This is a genomic window from Flectobacillus rivi, from assembly GCF_030056655.1.
Lineage (GTDB): Bacteria > Bacteroidota > Bacteroidia > Cytophagales > Spirosomataceae > Flectobacillus > Flectobacillus rivi.
The window spans coordinates 557,327-577,046 of record NZ_JASHIE010000001.1; the positions used below are offsets into that span (position 1 = coordinate 557,327).

Annotated in this window: 17 protein-coding genes; 6 read left to right on the plus strand and 11 right to left on the minus strand. The window is 36.4% G+C overall.

What is annotated here, in order from left to right; genetic code table 11:
- Positions 1-191: 191 nt before the first annotated feature.
- Genes QM481_RS02135 through QM481_RS02145 form a run of 3 tightly spaced genes read left to right on the plus strand, consistent with a single transcriptional unit; the run spans position 192 to position 2,405 of the window.
- Positions 192-725, plus strand: a complete 534-nt coding sequence (locus QM481_RS02135; protein ID WP_283380478.1) for a 5' nucleotidase, NT5C type — start codon at positions 192-194, stop codon at positions 723-725.
- 36 nt (positions 726-761) lie between these two features.
- Positions 762-1,910, plus strand: coding sequence for an MFS transporter (locus QM481_RS02140; RefSeq protein ID WP_283380479.1), 1,149 nt, complete (start codon positions 762-764; stop codon positions 1,908-1,910).
- An 18-nt stretch (positions 1,911-1,928) separates the two neighbouring features.
- Entirely contained in the window at positions 1,929-2,405 is a 477-nt protein-coding gene (locus tag QM481_RS02145; protein WP_283380480.1) for an NUDIX hydrolase, read from the plus strand.
- 116 nt (positions 2,406-2,521) lie between these two features.
- Here the strand turns inward: QM481_RS02145 and can are convergent, their stop codons facing one another.
- The 6 genes from can to QM481_RS02175 form a co-directional block, all read right to left on the minus strand.
- A complete protein-coding gene (gene can, locus QM481_RS02150; protein WP_283380481.1) occupies positions 2,522-3,151 on the minus strand; it encodes a carbonate dehydratase in 630 nt (209 codons plus the stop codon).
- Positions 3,152-3,333: 182 nt separating this feature from the next.
- On the minus strand, positions 3,334-4,929 hold the full coding sequence (locus tag QM481_RS02155; RefSeq protein ID WP_283380482.1) for a SulP family inorganic anion transporter: 1,596 nt from the start codon (positions 4,927-4,929) through the stop codon (positions 3,334-3,336).
- A 208-nt stretch (positions 4,930-5,137) separates the two neighbouring features.
- Positions 5,138-5,431, minus strand: a complete 294-nt coding sequence (locus tag QM481_RS02160) for a hypothetical protein (RefSeq protein WP_166552639.1) — start codon at positions 5,429-5,431, stop codon at positions 5,138-5,140.
- Positions 5,432-5,852: 421 nt separating this feature from the next.
- Positions 5,853-7,235 carry a sensor histidine kinase gene (locus QM481_RS02165; protein ID WP_283380483.1) on the minus strand — a complete coding sequence of 461 codons (1,383 nt, stop codon included), beginning with the start codon at positions 7,233-7,235 and terminating at the stop codon, positions 5,853-5,855.
- Positions 7,236-7,248: 13 nt separating this feature from the next.
- Positions 7,249-7,926, minus strand: a complete 678-nt coding sequence (locus tag QM481_RS02170; protein WP_166552641.1) for a response regulator — start codon at positions 7,924-7,926, stop codon at positions 7,249-7,251.
- A 681-nt stretch (positions 7,927-8,607) separates the two neighbouring features.
- Entirely contained in the window at positions 8,608-8,868 is a 261-nt protein-coding gene (locus tag QM481_RS02175) for a hypothetical protein (protein WP_283380484.1), read from the minus strand.
- Between the two features lie 858 nt (positions 8,869-9,726).
- Here QM481_RS02175 and QM481_RS02180 point away from each other — a divergent pair.
- Positions 9,727-10,788 carry a GntR family transcriptional regulator gene (locus QM481_RS02180; protein ID WP_166552643.1) on the plus strand — a complete coding sequence of 354 codons (1,062 nt, stop codon included), beginning with the start codon at positions 9,727-9,729 and terminating at the stop codon, positions 10,786-10,788.
- 117 nt (positions 10,789-10,905) lie between these two features.
- The gene (locus QM481_RS02185) at positions 10,906-11,709 is read left to right on the plus strand and encodes a ThuA domain-containing protein (RefSeq protein WP_283380485.1); all 804 of its coding nucleotides are present in this window, start codon (positions 10,906-10,908) and stop codon (positions 11,707-11,709) included.
- A gap of 52 nt (positions 11,710-11,761) precedes the next feature.
- Here QM481_RS02185 and QM481_RS02190 read toward each other — a convergent pair whose 3' ends face one another.
- From QM481_RS02190 to QM481_RS02210, 5 genes are all read right to left on the minus strand, one after another.
- The gene (locus QM481_RS02190) at positions 11,762-15,553 is read right to left on the minus strand and encodes a hydantoinase B/oxoprolinase family protein (protein ID WP_283380486.1); all 3,792 of its coding nucleotides are present in this window, start codon (positions 15,551-15,553) and stop codon (positions 11,762-11,764) included.
- A gap of 90 nt (positions 15,554-15,643) precedes the next feature.
- Complete coding sequence (locus QM481_RS02195; RefSeq protein ID WP_283380487.1) at positions 15,644-16,327, minus strand: pseudouridine synthase; 684 nt, start codon at positions 16,325-16,327, stop codon at positions 15,644-15,646.
- 168 nt (positions 16,328-16,495) lie between these two features.
- Positions 16,496-16,945 carry a GNAT family N-acetyltransferase gene (locus QM481_RS02200; RefSeq protein ID WP_166552647.1) on the minus strand — a complete coding sequence of 150 codons (450 nt, stop codon included), beginning with the start codon at positions 16,943-16,945 and terminating at the stop codon, positions 16,496-16,498.
- A 157-nt stretch (positions 16,946-17,102) separates the two neighbouring features.
- Complete coding sequence (locus tag QM481_RS02205; RefSeq protein ID WP_166552648.1) at positions 17,103-17,321, minus strand: hypothetical protein; 219 nt, start codon at positions 17,319-17,321, stop codon at positions 17,103-17,105.
- Positions 17,322-17,522: 201 nt separating this feature from the next.
- Positions 17,523-18,542, minus strand: coding sequence for an RluA family pseudouridine synthase (locus QM481_RS02210; protein WP_166552649.1), 1,020 nt, complete (start codon positions 18,540-18,542; stop codon positions 17,523-17,525).
- 176 nt (positions 18,543-18,718) lie between these two features.
- On the opposite strand from QM481_RS02210, the gene QM481_RS02215 reads away from it, so the two are divergent.
- Positions 18,719-19,642 carry a 1-aminocyclopropane-1-carboxylate deaminase/D-cysteine desulfhydrase gene (locus QM481_RS02215; protein WP_283380488.1) on the plus strand — a complete coding sequence of 308 codons (924 nt, stop codon included), beginning with the start codon at positions 18,719-18,721 and terminating at the stop codon, positions 19,640-19,642.
- Positions 19,643-19,720 lie beyond the last annotated feature (78 nt).

A 19,720-nucleotide genomic window follows, 5' to 3' on the forward strand; every position in this document is an offset into this window, starting at 1 on the left:
TTCAAAAGGATATATAAATGATTTTTGAAATGTACTTTTAAATGATTTTACCGCACTAGGCAATAGGCTGTAGACATTAGGTAAAAGTGTAAAAATTGATAATTAAAAATTACATTCCTAACTCATAATTCAGCACTCATACTTACCAATCCCAATAAATAATAATTGTTTACTTTATCTCCCTTTATTTTATGAAACGTATTGCAATCGACATGGATGATGTTTTGGCTGACACAACATCAGGTATTCTCACCGAAACCAACCTTCGTCTAGGAACAAATTTTACCAGAGAAGACATTAGTAATCCTGAAAAAGCAAAGGAATTTTATGAGCAATATTTCCCTATTCGTGACTTTTTGCATGAAAAAGGATTTTTTCGTAATCTTCCCGTATTTGATGATGCGATAGAAACTGTAAAAAAATTGCAAGACCATTACGAAATCTTCATTGTTTCGGCTGCTACAGAATTTCCAAATTCACTGAGCGAAAAATTAGAATGGCTTGAAGAGTTTTTCCCTTATATTGGCTGGAAACATACCGTTTTTTGTGGTCATAAATACATGATTAAAGCTGATTATCTGATAGATGACCACGAAAAAAATCTCGTAAAATTTGAAGGAACAGGCTTATTATACGATGCTCCTCATAATTATCATATCGAAGGTTACAAGCGTGTATATTCTTGGAAAGAAATTGGCACTCTCTTACTTCCCGAAGAAGTTTAGTAGATTTGTAAATTCTTTCCACTCATATTAAAATTTATGGAACTTTCACTAACTTCTAATCATGCAAAGGCAGCCCGTTTGGCTACCAATGCATTATTTTTTATTTCGGGGCTAAGTTTTTCAAGTTGGGCTTCTCGCATTCCAGATGTAAAAGAAAAATTAGGCTTAGGCGACGCGGCATTAGGAACTGTTTTGTTTGCTATGCCCATTGGAAGCTTGTCAGCATTACCCTTGGCAGGTGTGATTATCAACTATATCGGTAGCAGAAAAGTCACAGTGATTGCAGCGATTATCTATTTGTTGTCTATGCCTTTTTTGGGTATATCAAATCAAGCATGGCAATTGGCTATCACTCTTTTTGTATTTGGCTTCGGAGGCGATCTTCTCAATATTTCGATGAACGTGCAGGCTGTAAATGTTGAAAAAACCATGAGTAAATCTATTATGTCGTCCTTTCATGCCATTTTCAGCATTGGTTTTATGATTGGAGCGGCCTTAGGAGGTATTCTTGCTTCACAGGGTATTTCTACGGTATGGCACTTGAGTACAGTTGGTGTTTTGGATATTATTGTAGCCTTGTTTGTTTATCAGTATTTAATAGCACAAGACTTCAAATCTTCGGAAGCACAACCATTATTTGCATTACCCGACAAAGCACTTATGCTGTTGGGCGTTATTTGTTTCTGTGGCATGCTTTGCGAAGGCGCAATGGCCGACTGGAGCGTATTATACTACAAACAAATATTGGGGAATGCATCCAAATATGCCACTTCAGCTTTCACAGCATTTTCGATTACGATGGTAATAGGTAGAATAATAGGTGACAAAACAGTGGCTAAATTAGGACTCAAAAAGACGCTTATTCTCAATTGTTCGCTTGTAACCATTGGGATGATTTTGGCACTTGCATTACCTATTTCTTGGACTGTTATTCTTGGTTTTTCAATTACAGGACTTGGGCTATCTACAGTAGTACCTCTTATTTATAGCGAAGCAGGGCATTCTAAAACTATGTCGGCAGGAGTTGCCTTAGCTGCTATTTCGACTGTGGGTATATCTGGCTTTATGATTGGTCCAGTAATGATTGGCTATATCGCCGAGTTTACATCTTTGAAAATTGCCTTATTTTCATTAGTTATTTTAGGTGGCTTAGGAACAATCCTAAGTACTCGGATCAAAAATTAGGAGAAAATATTATACAAGATGGAAGGACTAAAAAGAGTAGCGGTGATTTGTATTCTCCGAAATCAGACTAATTTTTTATTATTAAAACGATTCAATGAACCACTTAAAGGGCTTTATGTACCTGTAGGGGGAAAAGTTGACCCTTACGAAAATCCTTACGAAACAGCACTTCGTGAGGTCAAAGAAGAAGCGGGTTTGGAACTGGAAAAAATGCGATTCTGTGGAACGTTGGTCGAAACATCACCTTCCAACTACAATTGGATGAGTTTTATTTATGAGGCCGAAGTAGACTATTTCGAACCACCTATTTGCAATGAAGGTATTTTAGAATGGCACGATTTCAACAATATAGATACCTTCCCTACTCCTAAAACAGACTTTTTTATTTATCGATACGTATTGAACAAACAACCTTTTGCCCTCAATGCGGTGTATAACGAAAAAGTAGAGTTACTTTCAATGATTGAAGAAACAGAAAATGTAAAAGTTGTTTAGGTTGTAGAATCGAAAAATATAGAACCTATTCCTTACAAAACAGCTTACTGACTCAACAAAAAAGCCGATAGTAGGAGAATACCCCTGCTATCGGCTTTTTTAATATTCAGCTAAAATTAAAGATTATAACGGAAGATTGGATCTATCTGCTCAGGAGAATCAATATTTAATACTTCTTTGATTAATCCTGTATGCAAATCAAATACCCATCCATGCAAATGAGGATACTCACCATTTTGCCAAGCATGTTGAATAATTGTTGTTTTTGCTAAGTTCTTAACTTGCTCGTGTACATTGAGTTCTACTAAACGATTAAATTTCTGTTTTTCATCTTCGATACCACCCAACTCTACTTCGTGCTTAGAATATACCTCTTTGATATTACGTAACCACTTGTTAATCAAACCAAAATCTTGATTTCCCATCGCTGCTTTTACACCACCACAATTATAGTGACCACAGACAATAATATGTTTTACTTTCAAAACCTCAACACCATACTGAAGTACAGACAAGAGGTTCATATCTGTATGTACGACCATGTTTGCTACATTTCTATGAACAAACACATCGCCTGGCTGGGTATTAGTGATTTCTTCCGCAGGTACACGGCTATCGGCACAACCAATCCAAAGAAACTCTGGCTTTTGGTCTTTTGCCAATCTTTCAAAGTAGGTCTCGTCCATCGACAAGCGGTCAGCTGCCCAAGCTTTATTGTTGAGCAATAGTTTTTTGTAATCTTTCATCGAAACTTGTTTGTAACTTGTAAATACTCCGATACTTTGTCAAAGCTATAGGTTTACTGTCAGAGTATATTCGAACATTGATTATAACTAGAGAAATGAAAAGGTAGAAATCAATCGTAAAAATTTCATTTCTTTATTGCTGATGAACTTTGAGTTTTTCATTGAATGCTCAAAGTTACGAATTAATGCGCGGAAATCGACTCAGGTAAGTATTGATTTATATCTCCTTGTATTTTTCTTGACACTTTTTTGAAATCTACCTCAATATTTCTCCTATATGCTACCGATTTGAATTCATATAATAGATTATAAATGTCATGATCTATAAACTGTGCTTTAGTAGCATCAATATAAACCACATCTCCATCTTCAAGACTAAGTAATATCTGTTTGATTTTGGGTTTATTCAAAAACGATACATCTTTATTGAATTGAATCAGCACATTCTTTCCTTCTCTCACAAACGAAACAGCTGAATGAAAGTTGGTAAACAGGACAAATATCAAACCCACTGCTGTTCCTATAAAAATACCAAACAGCAAATCTTTAAAGACTATTACCAAGATAGTCACCACAAAAGGAATCCATTGATCATATCCTTCTTTGAATACTTTGACAAATACCTTCGGATGTGCCAACTTGTATCCAACTGTCAAGAGTACAGCAGCGAGCGACGATAAAGGAATTTTGTTTAATAGATTAGGAATTAAAAGCACCGAACCCAACAGCAACATTCCATGTACAAATGAAGACATACGGGTACGTGCTCCCGAATATACGTTGGCAGAAGTTCTTACAACGACTGAAGTAATCGGTAAGCCGCCAATCAAACCTGAAATTACGTTACCAATTCCTTGGGCAACCAATTCTTTGTCAGGAGATGATTGTCTTTTTAGAGGGTCGATGGCATCGGATGCTTCCAAATTCAGTAATGTTTCAAGACTGGCAACAATTGCTAAAGTAAAAGCAACGATATAAACCTTGGTGGTCATCAGTGCAGAGAAATCAGGAAAAGAAAATGCAGACACAAAATCACTCACTCCACTCATTTTGGGGATATTCACCATGTGAATCGGAGAATTTCCTAAGTAATAAAACGGCTGATATATACGATATGCTTCATTCATAAGTATACCTACCAATACTGTCACCAAAGCAGCAGGAATCATCGCAAAAATTCCCTTATTTTTCTTGGCAGCTCGTTCCCAAAGCAATATCACTGCCAAACAAACGATAGCAATTGTGATGGCACCATAGTTAAAATCCACTACCGAACGAATCAATTCTGTGATAGTATTCTGATGGTCAGCTACTTGCTCAAATTCAAATTCACCTTCATAATCTTGATCATCGCCAAGCGCATGAGGGATTTGCTTTAGAATAATAACAATACCAATAGCTACTAGCATACCACGAATCACACTTTCGGGAAAATAAGCACTAAACTTACCCGCTTTGATAAGTCCAAGTACCAATTGAATTACACCTGCCAGCACAACTGCCACCAAGAACCCTTGAAATGAACCTAAATCATGAATTGCTGTTGCTACAATTACGGTAAGACCAGCCGCTGGTCCACTGACTGAAATTTCGGAGCCTGAGAGTAAAGCGACAAAAGTACCTGCTACAATACCTGCCAAAATACCTGAAAAGAGAGGAGCGCCAGAGGCGAGAGCAATGCCTAAGCACAAAGGCAATGCTACCAGAAATACTGACAAACCAGATTTCCAGTCGCTTTTAAATAAAGCGTCTTTGTAATGTTGAACTGAGTTATACATATTGTTTGATGTTGGTTTATTATAGAATCCGAGCAGAAAATGCTCGTTATAATTCTACACCAAACTTATAGATTTTTTAACTCAGATTAGAATACGATTAGAGTTTTTTTGCTAAACGAAAATAGTTTTTCATAACTATTTTTATAAAAAATAAAAATAATCCATGAAAAATAACCTTTTTTAGTAATAATTAAAGAAATTCTAATCTCTATCTAATGTCAGATTGGCTAAGAATAACGTTTCCGTTTTGTGGGGGAACAACTCTGCGAGATGATTTGGAATGGCGTATCAACTTTTTCTTTAGTCTTTCTATTTCTTTGTCAGACTCTAATTTGCTGGCTAAAGTGGAGTCTTGTCGAATGAGTGCTTCTCTCAGATTTTCAATCACGACAATACGTTCTCTCCACTGATACCAATTTGCAGCTATTGACCCCAAACAACAGATAGTCACAAGACCTATTACCCAATAGAGTTTGGATAAAGTCTCATTTTTTGTGGTCACATTCGTATTTTTTTGGTTGATTACAATCATAATTTCTTTGACTAAAACGATTTCACCTACTCCTACTATCCAACTTCACTGTGAGATTTACAAAATAATTTCCATTTTGCAGGTCGCTTGCCATCACTTACATGTACTTGCTTGATTTTCATTCGCATACACATACCATTAAGTTAAAAAATTAATTCATAACAAGCAAATGATGTATCGAAGGATGGAGGAATTAAAGTAGCAAAAAAAAGTTTCTGCAGCTCCATACAACTGCAGAAACTAAGCACCTTAAACACCTATATTATAGTACTAAAATCTTCTTTTCATGAAAAGGCCTCTATCAAACTTCTATTTCTAATTCTGCTTTAGCCTTTTCTTGATTTAAAATAAGTAACAAATCTTTAAGAAGGAATGAAGATAAAATTAAAATCTAGTTAACAACTATAACTTTTTCTTCAAAGAATTGTACTTTAAAGACTGTTTTATCAAGAGTAGATTCCTTAATAAATAAATTTCCTTTATGAAGTTTGATGATTCGTTCGGCCAATGGTAAGCCTATGCCATAACCACGGGTATCTGCAGTTTTTTTAGAACGAAAAAATGGCAAGAAAATCAACTTTTGGTCTTTGGTATCTATCACAGCGCCTTTGTTGATAAACTCTAAAAATAATCCTTTATCAAAACCTATATTAACATTTATTGTCTGGTTAGTAGAAAACTTACAACCATTTTCAATAAGATTCATAAAAGCAACTTTCAAAAGCTGACTATTGCCCAAAATACTCAATTGCTCATCAGAGTCGATATTATCAGAAAACTCAATAGAAATGCCGTAGTTTTTGTGCACTTTCAACAATGAACTCCTTGCTTCCCAAATTATATCGTCAATTCTGATGCTCGTAAATCTGTTAGGTAGACTATCGTCACTTAGTTTAGTAAGTTCGAGTAGGGTATTTGTCAAAAGGTTTAGGTCTTTCACATCCTGCAAAACCGATTCCATCGTTTCTTGGTATTCCTCCTCAGTCCGTCGGTTGAGCAACGATACCGTTAGCTGTGAAATAATTTTGGTTAAGGGATTTTTAAGCTCATGGCTCACATTCGAAATAAATACCTGCTGATGCTGAAAAGCCTCCTCTACCCTAGTCAAAAGGTTATTAAATGTGAAAGTTAACTGTCCTATTTCATCCTTTACATTTCGGACTTTCAAACGTTTTTTGAGGTTATTAGGATAAATATCATTCATTTCATTAATTACCTCCGCAATCGGCAATAAGGCTCGTCCAGCGAAAATCCAACCAAATATGGCTGACGTAAACACAATAATGATGTACAAAGAAATAAGAATTCGTTGCAAATCTCGCAGGGTTTCAAGCCCTTGCTGATCGACCCCACCCGCTAGTACCAACAAACGGTTGTATTTATCGTAATAAGGAATCCCCAGAATTTGAATATCCTGATAGGTTGTTGTTGCTGTACCTTCCAGACGAACATCGTTGAGAAACTTACGTGTTACCACAACTTTTACCGTGTCGTTGTTTGTGTAAATTTCTTCGTTTTTGTAATTATAAATCGATATTTTCTCTTTGTACAAAACATCCTTATTCGTTTTTTCAATGACCTTCAATAGTTTTGAGTCAATTTGATCAACTTTTACGAGGAGCTCCGCGGTGGTAATAGCCTTTGACCGCAATCGGGAATAAAATCGATTCTCGATATAAGTATGGGTAAAATAATAAATCCCTAAAAATGACAAGAGCACGATTAGGGATACCAAAAGAGTAAATTGTAAAGTAAGTTTAAAGCGAATACGCATAGCGTTTGAGCATTTATTCTGATTTCAAAACATAACCCATTCCATAGACATTATGGATAAGTTTTTGAGGAAAATCTTTATCTACCTTTTTTCTTAACAAATTGATATACACCTCAATAACGTTGGTACCAGTATCAAAACTCACATCCCAAACTTTTTCGGCAATTTCTACTTTTGAGAGTACTTTTCCTTGGTTACGGAGAAGCATTTCTAGTAGTTCGAATTCTTTGGCAGTCAAAGGAATTTTTACGCCCGAACGTAATACGACTTTTGAATCTAGGTTCATTTCCAAATCCATAAACGTCAAGGTGTTTTTGTGCATACTCACGCCTGTGCTTCGACGCGACAACGCTCTGATTCTAGCTAAAAGCTCTACAAATTCAAATGGTTTTACCAAATAATCATCAGCTCCAGCATCAAATCCCACCACTTTATCTTGAAGATCGCCTAAGGCTGTCAGCATCAAAATAGGCGTAGTCAAGCCTTCTTTCCTCAATTCTTTGCATAGTTCGATACCATTGAGTCCTGGCATGATAATGTCAGTTACAATAACATCGTAGGTATTTTTTTTAGCTAAGTGTTTGCCTATCAAACCATCATAACAATAATCCACCTCAAAACCCGACTCCTTCAATCCTTTGCTAAGTGACTGAACGGTTTTTGCTTCATCTTCTATCAATAATAACTTCATAAGGTTACTGTTTTAACTCTGTATGCGCCAACCCGACTATTATTCAAAATCAGGGTTAATAATAATTACCCAAAACTACAGAAAAACATAGACTTTCTATCATTTAGTTCGTGGCTGATTCGAATGAAATGGTCTAAAAACAACATTGGGTTGACGAATATCGTCAACCCAATAGATATAATAAACCACATACAAACTAAATTATTGCTATAATCAGTTTTCTAAATCCAGGCACTTTCAATGAAAGTGTTCGACCCTTTCGAGTCCAAAAATGAATATGGGACAACGCTTCTATCTCTTTCTACACGCCAAAATTCATTTTGTTTACCTTAACAGGTATATTTTTTGACTACTCCCTTTCCCAAACCGTTGCCTCTCACGAGTAGTTTCCTTAAATTTCTTCATCACAAACTTCAATACCAAACTATTGGTTACAAGCGTATGATTTACTTACAAGGGTAAGTACAAGTTATGAATTAAAATTAAATAATTATTGGCTATATCAACTTTACTAAAGTATAGATTGCGGTAGGCGAAACAAAATACTTGGTAAGATTTATGACAAATCTGTGCAAATCAATTCTTTGTAAAAATGTGTCAATCTATAGGGCATCAATATTGACATATCCCTAATAGCTTTTGACATTTCTTTAAACAAGAAATGTTGCAAATCATTAAATCCTAAATTCTAAAGTTTTTAAACAGCACAAAGAGCTGTCGATCTGAGGAGTATTTTTGGAAGAATATATTATTGATCTTGCGATTTTGTTCTGCAATCAAATAATTGGTGAATAAACCGTAGAATGGTGAAAAAGACAAAATGGCTGCAGAAGCAAAAGGATGTGCGGCGTCTTCTTCGTTTTCTTCACTTTCAGAGAGATTTTCTTCGCTATATTGAAGAGCACTTTTGTCTTTCGAAGCTGATACAACAAATCTTTTCATATTCTCATTCGTCTGTCCCAGATCAGCGGCCATGGAAATAGCCACCTTGAAACTTGCAAGGACGAAGATTAAAAATATTCTAAGATATAACCTCATGTATTTACTTTGAAATTCTTTGGAATCACTGTTTTGTGACTTCTGATGGCAAATTAAAAAAATGGTTTAATCATTTGACAATAATTTTAATATTTTTTTTTGCCACTATTGTATTTTACTTTAAAAAATACAATTAAAAGTAGAATTATAACAATTACTGAAATAATTATCAACAAAAAATCCATTTGATTTACAAATGGATTCTCTAATATATATTAAAAGTAGGAGAAAGCTTTTTTGAAATGATTAAGACAATTGCCTGCGGAGACACCGCTGTGTGACTCCGTCAGACATTGTACACCATTAACCATTTTTATAAACAAAAACTAACCAAATATCTCGTGCTAATGCATCTGATATATCGAATGTATATTTTGAAAGCTAGTTGTGCTATGGCTAAAAAATTAGTAGTTTAGACAAGCCAACTATGCTACACTATGCTATGCTAAAAATTCAGGACAAATATAAAGACATTTTTTGCTATTCAAAATAATTTCAATAATAATTTGTACATATTGGGTAGAATTCCTCTATTTTTTTGATGTTCGCATTATTTTTTATTTATTTTAAACTACTATATTGCCGAAAATGCCAATATAATGACTTATTAAAGTTTAGATGGCTTTTGTTTGTATAAGAAGACGAAAACAATTTTGAGATTCCTCTGTTAGGTCATTTAATATAGCTTTATAAACTTTTTGATCATTTATTTGTCAAACACTATGACATTTATTGGACAGTTGAATCACACTTTTCAAAGTCTTGACTCAAACCCCAATAGGTACTCCAACGATTCTATTCTCATTAATGAAAGATTTTGCTCTAATCGATTCACAATCGAGTAAACCTAAATACCAGCAACTTATAGAATATATCATCGATTCGATTGAGAACGGAAGACTCGCCAGAGGTCAACAACTTCCTTCAATCAATGAAGTGGCTCAAAACTTTGGCATGGCTCGTATGACTGTGACAAAGGCCTATGACGAATTGCGTGAGAGGGGCTTGGTGACATCACATCACGGAAAGGGTTTCTATGTAAATAGTACAGATACTCGGAGTCAAATGAACATTTTTGTATTGTTTGACGCCCTCACGCCCTATAAGGAAATCCTATATGATGCTATTGTTGAAGGACTTGGAGAAGATGTAAATGTCAATATCTTTTTCCACCATCATAACATCAAGGTATTTGAAAACCTGATTCTCAATAACTTAGGTCATTATAATTTTTATGTGGTGATGCCTCACTTTAATCAGGATGTTTCTGAAATTTTGAAACAGATTCCAAAAGAAAAACTTTTACTACTAGATATTGATGTTCCTTCTTTTGGAGAAGACTTTGCGTTACTTTATCAAGATTTTGAGCATAATGTTTACCAAGGTCTTTCTGAAGCCCAAAATTTGATTCAGAAATATCAAACTCTTTCCTTGGTATTAAGCAGTAAAAGTTTTCAATACACACCTGTCGGGATTATTAATGGATTCAAGAAATATTGCCTCGAAAATCAAATACCTTTTGAGATTATTCCAGACTTAGAAGAAGAAGAACATTTGCAAAAAGACCATGCATATTTAGTTTTTAGAGAAAATGATTTAGTACGTTTTATCAATTGGTCGAACAAAAAAGGATGGAAATTAGGAAAAGACATAGGTCTCATCTCTTATGATGATACTCCTATTAAGGAAATATTAGCAGAAGGGATTTCTGTAATTTCCAACGACTTTCAAGCCATGGGAAAACGTGCAGCAGAAATGATTCTTAGCAAACAAAGAGGTCGAATTGTCAATCAATGTAGTTTTATTAAACGTAAATCGTTGTAAGTTAGAGACAATCAAACATATCAAAAACCTGTATATCAATTACTTAATCCAACAGAACAATAAATACTATTATACATCCGTATAATTTCGCCAAACCCAATTGATTAATCTAAAACTATGAAATTTTTAATAACCCTACTCTTCACTATCCTTAGTGTTCACATCAGTATTGCTCAAAAGTTTAAGGTCTTGGCTTTTTACACAGGAAAAAATGACTTAGCTCATATTAGTTTTGTGAAAGAAGCCAACACGTGGCTTGAGCAACTAGCCAAGGAAAAAAAGTTCAGTTATCACGCTACTAATAATTGGGATTCTTTGAATACAGAAGTGTTAAAATCAGTGGATGTTGTATTGTTTCTAGATACCAGACCCGAAAAGCCTGAACAAAGAGAAGCTTTTGAAAACTATATGAAAAATGGTGGGGCTTGGTTAGGGTTTCACTTCGCTGCATTTGCCCTGGACAAATCTACCTATCCTCAAAACTGGGATTGGTATCACAATCAATTTTTGGGGTCTGGACAGTATGAAGGAAATACGTGGAGACCAACTTCTGCTATTTTGAAAATTGAGAAAAAAGGACATCCAAGTTTGAAGAAATTGGAGAAAGAATTCACGACTTCTCCAAATGAATGGTATAGCTGGGAACATGACCTACGTCAAAATCCTGATATTGAGATTTTATTGGCTATTTCTGAAAAAAGTTACCCATTAGGTACAGGTCCAAAGAATCATGAAATATGGTATTGCGGCTATTATCCTGTGATGTGGACTAATAAAAAATATAAAATGGCATACATCAACATGGGACATAATGATATGGATTACGAAGGAGGAACCAATGCTACTCTGTCATATCAATTTGCCAATCAAAACTATCGACAGCTGATTACCAATACGCTGTTTTGGCTTGGTAAGAAATAGTTTAAAAAAAATACCTAGTCCGAGACCAAGTCTCGAACTAGGTATTGGTCAATCAACCTATTGAACTCCCGTAGCCGCCTCCACCTGGCGTCTTCATGATTAGTCTATCTCCTATTTCTAATTCGGCACCATCGACTCCAGCTAATAAGACTTTTTCACCAGATGCTTTCAAAATAAACTGTTCTCCACACTGTCCATTCCCTCCACCATTTATCCCATAAGGTGCATATTTGCGATGCTGAGTCAAAATGGATAGCTTTACTGGTTCTAAAAATAAGAATGTTCGAGTAATACCATTTCCTCCACAGTATTGTCCATTTCCACCTGAGCCTTCACGAATGCCAAAAGATTCGAGACGAACAGGATAGCGTTTTTCCAAAATTTCAGGGTCAGTAATACGCGTATTAGTCATGTGGGTATGTACTCCCGAAGTTCCGTCAAAGCCATTTCCTGCTCCACTACCTCCACAAATGGTTTCGTAATACCCAAACGAATCGTTACCAAAAAGAGTATTATTCATTGTGCCCTGTGAACAAGCCATAATTCCAAAGGCTTTGAATAAGGTATCCGTTAAACGTTGGCTAAGTTCGACATTGCCCCCTACCACAGCAGGGCATTCCTCTGGATTTTCTGAAAATATTGGACTCAGTAAGGTATTATTTGGAATTACTAATTCGGCAACCCTCAACAATCCATCGTTTAAAGGAATATTGCTTTGCAACAGCACTCTCAGGACATAAATTACCACCGAGTTTACAATTGCTTCATTAGCATTCAGATTACCTTTATGAACCCCAGATGTTCCCGTAAAATCAATAGCGCATCTACCATTTTTCAATGTCATATTTACCTCTAATCGAGTATCATCATCTAATAACTCTACAGCATGATAATCTCCATTAGGAAATTCACGCAAACGCTCCTGCATTTTATCGGCAGAATATGATTTGAGCAAGTTCATGTAATAATGCACACGCTCCAAGCTATGTTCCTGTACTAACTGCTGAAGTGCCAACTCACCATTTTTAATAGATGCTAAAGCAGCATTCAAATCTGCTAAGTTTTCAGCAACTGCTCTGGATGGATATGGTGCATTTTGGAGTAAATCTGTTATTTCTGTCCAATCAATTTTTCCATTTTTTGATAAAAATACAGGGGTAATCACGACGCCTTCTTCGGCTAAATTTTTGGCATCGGGTGGCATCGAAGCTGGGCGAATCCCTCCTATCTCTGAATGATGACAGCGATTGACCACATAGCCAATGAGTTGATCACCTTTTTTGGTATAAACTGGTGCTATAAGCGTTACATCGGGCAAATGAGAACCTCCAAATTTAGGATGATTTGTAATGACAATATCTCCTTTTTCAAGGGTAACTTGTGCCAAAAGCTTTCTCACGCATACACCCAAACTCCCCAAATGTACAGGGATATGCGGTGCATTGGCAATTAGTTCGGCATTGTGGTCGAGTAAAGCACAAGAAAAATCAAGACGCTCTTTTACATTGACCGAAAGTGAAGTTCTCTGTAACAAAACACCCATATTGTCTGCAATAGACATAAAGCGATTCGTAAAAAGCTCTAATTGGGTAATATCTTGTTCAGACAAGGCTATTTTTTCTGGAATATTAATATCTACTTTAGACAGAATGGCAGAGCCATTATTGGATAATTGCAATTCCCAACCTTTCTCAACAACGGTTGTACTAAAGCGGTCGAGTAGTAAAGCAAAACCTGTAATTACTGAACCTTCTTCTAATTGTTCACGTAGAAAAACAGGAACTTCTTGCCACTGTCCTTCCACCCAAGCTTTTATCGTATGTGAAGAAATCGCTTGCTTTTTCTCTAAAATTACCTGATTTGTCTCTTCAAAAATCTCTTGCTTTTGAGCTGCAATCAAACGGATATTCTCTACCTCAATAGCACGATTTTCGGTCCAGTGACCATAAATTTGGCGATACTTTTCTTCAAATGTTTGAATACTTTTCTCGAAACCCTCCCACTCTATTTCCAAACTTGCATCTTGCCCTTTCAGGCGTAAATAAATATATCGATGTTTAATATAGCTTTGATGAGGTTCTATACCATCTTTCTTCAGTTCGATCATAGCTTTTGTTGCCAAATCTTGATATTTCTTACCTAACTCTCTATCAAGATTTTCATCGTAAACCTCCAAAACTGATGCCTCTGCAAAACGCTCTACTTGTGCCTGAGATATACCGTAAGCTGATAATAAACCAGCATCTAGCGGTAATAATATTTTTGAAATACCCAATAATTCAGCTATGCCACAAACATGTAAACCTCCAGCCCCACCAAAAGCCACAAGAGCATAATCAGTAGTGGCATATCCTTTGGCTATGGATATTTTACGGACGGTTTCTGCCATTTTCTCATTGGCAATGGCTCTAAAACCCTCTAATATCTCCTCAGCTTGCGGACGGGCTCCTGTATTTTTTTCGATGCTAGATAAAATTTCTTCCAATCGCATTTTCGCCCCATCCACAAATACAGGAATACCAAACTGCGTACTGTCCAAACGTCCCAATAACAGATTGACATCGGTAATCGCCAAAGGGCCGCCAGCACCATAACAGGCAGGACCTGGCCATGAGCCTGCGCTTTCGGGACCAACACTCAATTTGTAGCCATCGTAGGTGCATATTGAACCTCCGCCTGCGGCCACGGTCTCAATCGCCAAGGCTGGGCTAAAAATTTGGGCATTCCCAATTTTTTGTACAAACTGATATTCAAGTTCATGGTCATAACGAGCGACATCGGTACTTGTGCCGCCCATATCAAAGGCGATAAATTGGTGGATACCAGCTTTCTGAGCCACTTTAGAAGCACCAACCACACCACCTGCTGGACCTGAAAATAGGCTATCCTTAGGGTGAAAAGCGTCATATCTTACCAAACTACCAGCACTGGTCATTACCTTCATATTGCCTTCGCCAACTTTGGAGGCAATATTGCTCAAATAACGATGAATCACGGGCGCCAAATAGGCATTCACCACCGTAGTTTCGGCACGTTGTTGAAACTTGATTTGTGAACTTAATTCTGTGGAGATATGGACAAACTCAAAATACGGACTCAAGGCCTCTTTGAGAGCGATTTCATGAATGGAATTTCTGTAAGAGTTTTTTAAACAAATCGCTATTGACTCAATTTCAGCAACTTTAAGTTTTTGAATTAGCTTGTCTATTTGCGTAATATCTATAGCTTGCAAAACTTCACCGTTGGCATCTATTACTTCCGAAACCTCCTCGACTAATGCATACAAAGGTTCAGGACGCTCGATTTTCATGGCAAAAATATCGGGACGGGCTTGGTTGCCTATTACCAATAAATCCTTGAATCCTTGGCTGACTAAAAAAGCTGTTTTGGCACCCTTTAATTCCAACAAAGCATTAGTTCCTTTGGTTGAGCCAACACGCAATTCGATGGAAGGAAAAGCCTCGTGTAACGCTGTTTCAGTAATGAGTCTTGCACCCAATACTGGCGCTTCTTCAAAAGCAGTGAGCGCAAAGTTTTTTCCAATCAAATCAGTCGGGATTGGTAACTCAAGCGTCAATATTTTTTCCTTAAAATCATAAGATACAACCTTCGACTCAAATGATTGGTCGAGGCTGTATAATTGGTATCCTGCCAAAATATCTTTTGACAAAAACCATGACTCTTTAATTTTAAGGCTATTCTCGGACACTAATGCTAAGGCTTGCCCACGCAAAGTACCATTAGATAAAATCTTTTTTCGGTATATTTTTCCTTCGGAATCAGTTGCGATGCAATCAGTAAATGTTCCTCCAGTATCTATTGACACATTGTAATGCACAGACATCTTTCGATTGGGGATTTGGGATTTTTGATTTCGGATTTGGAGACTAGCTCATTAATATCCGATGATTTATTAGTCTATTGGAAAAATCATTTATAATTCACCTATCAACTTTCCAACTTCTCGGTATTCATTGGGCTGTAAATCGCCCAAATGTATTTGGTCAATTCTTATCCTTTTGAGGGACAAAACTTCATAATCTAGTTTATAGCACATACGACGGATTTGTCTATTGAGTCCTTGTACTAGAATAATGCTAAAAGTATGTTCATCAAGGGCTTCTACGGAACAAGGTAATGTAGTTTGCCCCATAATCGTAATACCACTTGACATTTGAAGAATAAAAGATTCTGTAATAGGCTTGTCGACCGTCACGATATATTCCTTTTCAGTCTGATGTTCCTTTCGAAGAGTTTTATCAAAAAGTCTTCCATCATTGGTAAGCAATAAAAGTCCTTCCGATGCTTTATCGAGGCGACCTACAGGAAAAAGTTTTTCTTCAAAAGGCAAAATAGCCTGTAAATTATCAGGGATAGTTTGATTGAGGGTTGTTTCTATTCCGACTGGTTTGTAAAAGGCGATATAGTGCAACTTTTTTTCTTCTCGCAGTATTTCCTCCTTCCAAACAATTTCTTGAAACGCTTGTATTTCTACATTTTCAAATACCTGTTTTCCAGCAACCCAACATTCACCAAGCGTAATCAATTCAAGGGCTTTTTTATTTGAAATTTGTAATCGTTTTACCAAAAAATATTGGAGTCTATTCCGAAAAGTCATGAGTTTGTGTTTGAGGGATTTGGGTTAGGCTTCGGGCAAAGACAATTTCAGATTTCGGATTTGGGATGTTGGATTTTGGAGTTATTGCCAGTCTGTAAAATTCCGAAATCCCACATCCCAAATCCGCAATTGTTATGAAACTCTTGCCTAAACCCTCTCCCCTATCCCCTAATAGTCAATATGTACATTAATCCAACCAGCATCGAAACGTGCTCCAAATTTTTTGTAAAAATTAATAGCAGGTTCATTCCAATCTAACACTTGCCACATCAAGCCTGTACAGTTGTTTGCTTTAGCGATATCGAAAGTACCTTCCAAGAGTTTTTCGCCTACCCCTTTTCCACGCATTTTTTCACGAACTACTAAATCCTCTAAATATAAACGTTTGCCTTTCCAAGTAGAATAACGATAGTAATACAGCGACATTCCGACCACTTCGCCATCAACTTCAGCTAGAATAGCGCCAAAAACAGGATTTTCACCAAACCCATCGATATACATTTGTTCAACAGTATTGGTCACTTGTTCAGGAGCTTTTTCATATACTGCCAACTCCATAATCAAATCAAACATCACTGGGAGATCTTCAGGAGTAAATTTTCTTATAATAACAGACATTGAGGAATGGTTTTAGGAAATAAAAAAAGACTATTTAAGATTTGTTGATAGTCTATTTATTTCAGTGATGATTTTTCAAATATAATAAAAAAGTCAGTTGCGAGGCTTTTGCTCAACAACTGACTTAGCTTACACTTTCAGACAAATTGCTTTGTTGCTAAAAATTGTAAATAATATCTCCATTCAATCCGATAAAAATCCAACCTTTTTGCTCTAATTCTCGCAAGAGGTTGTGCGGGCTTTGAGGAGGATGCGATCCCACAAAAAAAGTGGAAATGTAGTTTTTTAAGGACTTGGCCTTTTTAGGTCTTTTAGCTCGTTCGATGCCTGCTAAATAATCGACTAAATCTTCTGTTTCGGTAACAAAGGTATTCATGGCTTTACAAGAACAAATTGTTAAGAACTCAAAAAATCGTGTAAATATGAATGAGAATCTATTTACACATCAACTAAAAAATTGGAAAAACTTTTCAGAAAATAATCAATAGTATTTTAGCGATAATTCATGAATCAATACGATGTTTGCTTAAATCATGAGTTATTCAAACCATTTTTATGACAAAATAATAAAAAAATTCTATTCGTTGTTCACGTATTTTTCCCATTTTTCAAGCAAATTCTGCATGTCTTCAGGCAAATCAGTGTCAAACTGCATAAACTCACCCGTTGTAGGATGAATAAAACCTAATGACTTGGCATGCAAGGCATGACGAGGACAAATTTTAAAACAATTGCCTACGTATTGTTCATATTTGGAGAACAAAGTACCTCTCAAAATTCTATCACCGCCGTATGTACTATCATTGAAAAGTGGATGACCAATATGCTTAAAATGCACACGAATTTGGTGAGTACGCCCCGTTTCTAAGTTACACTTTACCAAGGATACATAACGCAAATTTTTCAACACTTTGTAGTGTGTCACAGCATGTTTTCCAACCGAACCATCAGGGAATACTGCACGGATTTTACGGTCTTTTATACTACGACCAATATGTCCTGTAACAGTACCTTCTTCGTTTTTAAGTTCGCCCCAAACCAAGGCATAATACGTACGCTCGATGCTATGGTCAAAAAACTGCTTAGCCAAGTGTGTCATGGCATAGTCGTTTTTAGCAATTACCAAAAGCCCAGACGTTTCTTTGTCGATACGGTGCACCAATCCTGGGCGAGCCTCCCCGTTACGATGAGTTGGTAAGTTTTGAAAATGATATACCAAGGCGTTTACAAGGGTGCCCTCCCAATGCCCAAAAGCAGGGTGAACTACCATACCAGCAGGCTTGTTTACCACCAACAAATCATCGTCTTCATAAACAATATCCAAAGGAATATTTTCAGGCTCGATACCACCTTCGCGTGGAGGGTGCGGCAGCGATACCGTGACAACATCAAAAGGTTTAACTTTATAACTTGCTTTGGTTACAATATCGTTGACTTTTACGAGACCTAAATCTATTCCGTTCTGAATTTTATTTCGAGTGGCATTTTGCATGCGCATCATCAAGTATTTATCAAGACGTACTAATTCTTGACCTTTTTCTACTACGATTCGATGATGTTCGTATAATTCTTCTTCGTCTTCTTCCAGTTCTTGCATAATTTCGTGTTTTCAGATACAAAATTATTAATTTTAGTTAAGAAAAGCTGAAATAAATGAGGATACAAGATTTGTTTTAAAATTCATGACTACGTAAAAAAGGACTACAAGCCTATTTAAGTTAATTTTGTAAGAATTAGAGACTCATTCATTTCAGACGCTTCAAATGCCTTATTATGCTAATTTTCCCATCATTTGACCTTCCTATATCTCCCATACAAACAATTTTTCATCCTACTTTAGAAAAAGTAGATATTCAACTGATTTTGAAACGTGATGACTTAATTCATCCGAGTATTTCGGGAAATAAATGGCGCAAAATGAAGTATAATTTGATAGAGGCGCATCAGCAAGGCTTTAGGCAACTCATTACTTTTGGAGGAGCTTATTCAAATCATATTTATGCCACTGCCTCCGCAGGAAAAGTTTTTGGTTTTGAAACTTTAGGAATTATTCGTGGCGATGAACTAAACCCACAGTCGAGTCCCACGTTGCAATATGCAGCCGAAAATGGAATGCAGTTTAAGTTTGTCAGCCGAACAGCGTATCGAGACAAAGAGGAGATTTTAAGACAGTTAAAACAAGAAGATATCACTTTAGAAAAAGCCTATTATTTACCAGAAGGTGGTAGTAATCATTTAGCCTTAAAAGGACTAGCAGAGTTAGCACAAGAAATTTATCGACAAACTCAACCCGATTATATTGTTTCGGCAGTTGGTACAGGTGGTACCATTGCAGGCATACTTGCAGCGAGTAAAGCGCCGACCCAAGTTATCGGAATAACGGCACTCAAAGGAGCAACCTCGGGACTTTTGAATGATATTCAAAACCTCCTTTCCGAAAACTCTACCGTTGATTTTACGCGCTTTGCCCTACTCGACGCCTATCATTTTGGTGGATACGCAAAACATACTCCTGTATTACTAGACTTTATCCGACAACTTGAAAGCTACAATCCCAACCTCCAACTCGAACAAGTCTACACAGGCAAAATGCTCTATGGCATCATCGATTTAGCAGAAAAAGGATATTTCAAGAAAAGAAGTCAAGTGGTGGCTGTGCATACTGGTGGTTTGCAAGGGCGAATATCGGAAATTTAAGATACCTATCTCTTAATTCTATTATCAAAAAAATTGAATTGCTTTTTAATCAATAGATATCAAATATTAAGTGTCTCA

Bases quoted from the DNA above. Each gene is read 5' to 3' on its own strand.
- can (WP_283380481.1), bottom strand. From the start codon at position 3,151: ATGAAAGATTACAAAAAACTATTGCTCAACAATAAAGCTTGGGCAGCT.
- QM481_RS02185 (WP_283380485.1), top strand. From the start codon at position 10,906: ATGAAATTTTTAATAACCCTACTCTTCACTATCCTTAGTGTTCACATC.
- QM481_RS02170 (WP_166552641.1), bottom strand. From the start codon at position 7,926: ATGAAGTTATTATTGATAGAAGATGAAGCAAAAACCGTTCAGTCACTT.
- QM481_RS02215 (WP_283380488.1), top strand. From the start codon at position 18,719: ATGCTAATTTTCCCATCATTTGACCTTCCTATATCTCCCATACAAACA.
- QM481_RS02195 (WP_283380487.1), bottom strand. From the start codon at position 16,327: ATGACTTTTCGGAATAGACTCCAATATTTTTTGGTAAAACGATTACAA.
- QM481_RS02210 (WP_166552649.1), bottom strand. From the start codon at position 18,542: ATGCAAGAACTGGAAGAAGACGAAGAAGAATTATACGAACATCATCGA.
- QM481_RS02190 (WP_283380486.1), bottom strand. From the start codon at position 15,553: ATGTCTGTGCATTACAATGTGTCAATAGATACTGGAGGAACATTTACT.
- QM481_RS02145 (WP_283380480.1), top strand. From the start codon at position 1,929: ATGGAAGGACTAAAAAGAGTAGCGGTGATTTGTATTCTCCGAAATCAG.
- QM481_RS02140 (WP_283380479.1), top strand. From the start codon at position 762: ATGGAACTTTCACTAACTTCTAATCATGCAAAGGCAGCCCGTTTGGCT.
- QM481_RS02200 (WP_166552647.1), bottom strand. From the start codon at position 16,945: ATGTCTGTTATTATAAGAAAATTTACTCCTGAAGATCTCCCAGTGATG.
- QM481_RS02175 (WP_283380484.1), bottom strand. From the start codon at position 8,868: ATGAAAAGATTTGTTGTATCAGCTTCGAAAGACAAAAGTGCTCTTCAA.
- QM481_RS02135 (WP_283380478.1), top strand. From the start codon at position 192: ATGAAACGTATTGCAATCGACATGGATGATGTTTTGGCTGACACAACA.
- QM481_RS02155 (WP_283380482.1), bottom strand. From the start codon at position 4,929: ATGTATAACTCAGTTCAACATTACAAAGACGCTTTATTTAAAAGCGAC.
- QM481_RS02165 (WP_283380483.1), bottom strand. From the start codon at position 7,235: ATGCGTATTCGCTTTAAACTTACTTTACAATTTACTCTTTTGGTATCC.
- QM481_RS02205 (WP_166552648.1), bottom strand. From the start codon at position 17,321: ATGAATACCTTTGTTACCGAAACAGAAGATTTAGTCGATTATTTAGCA.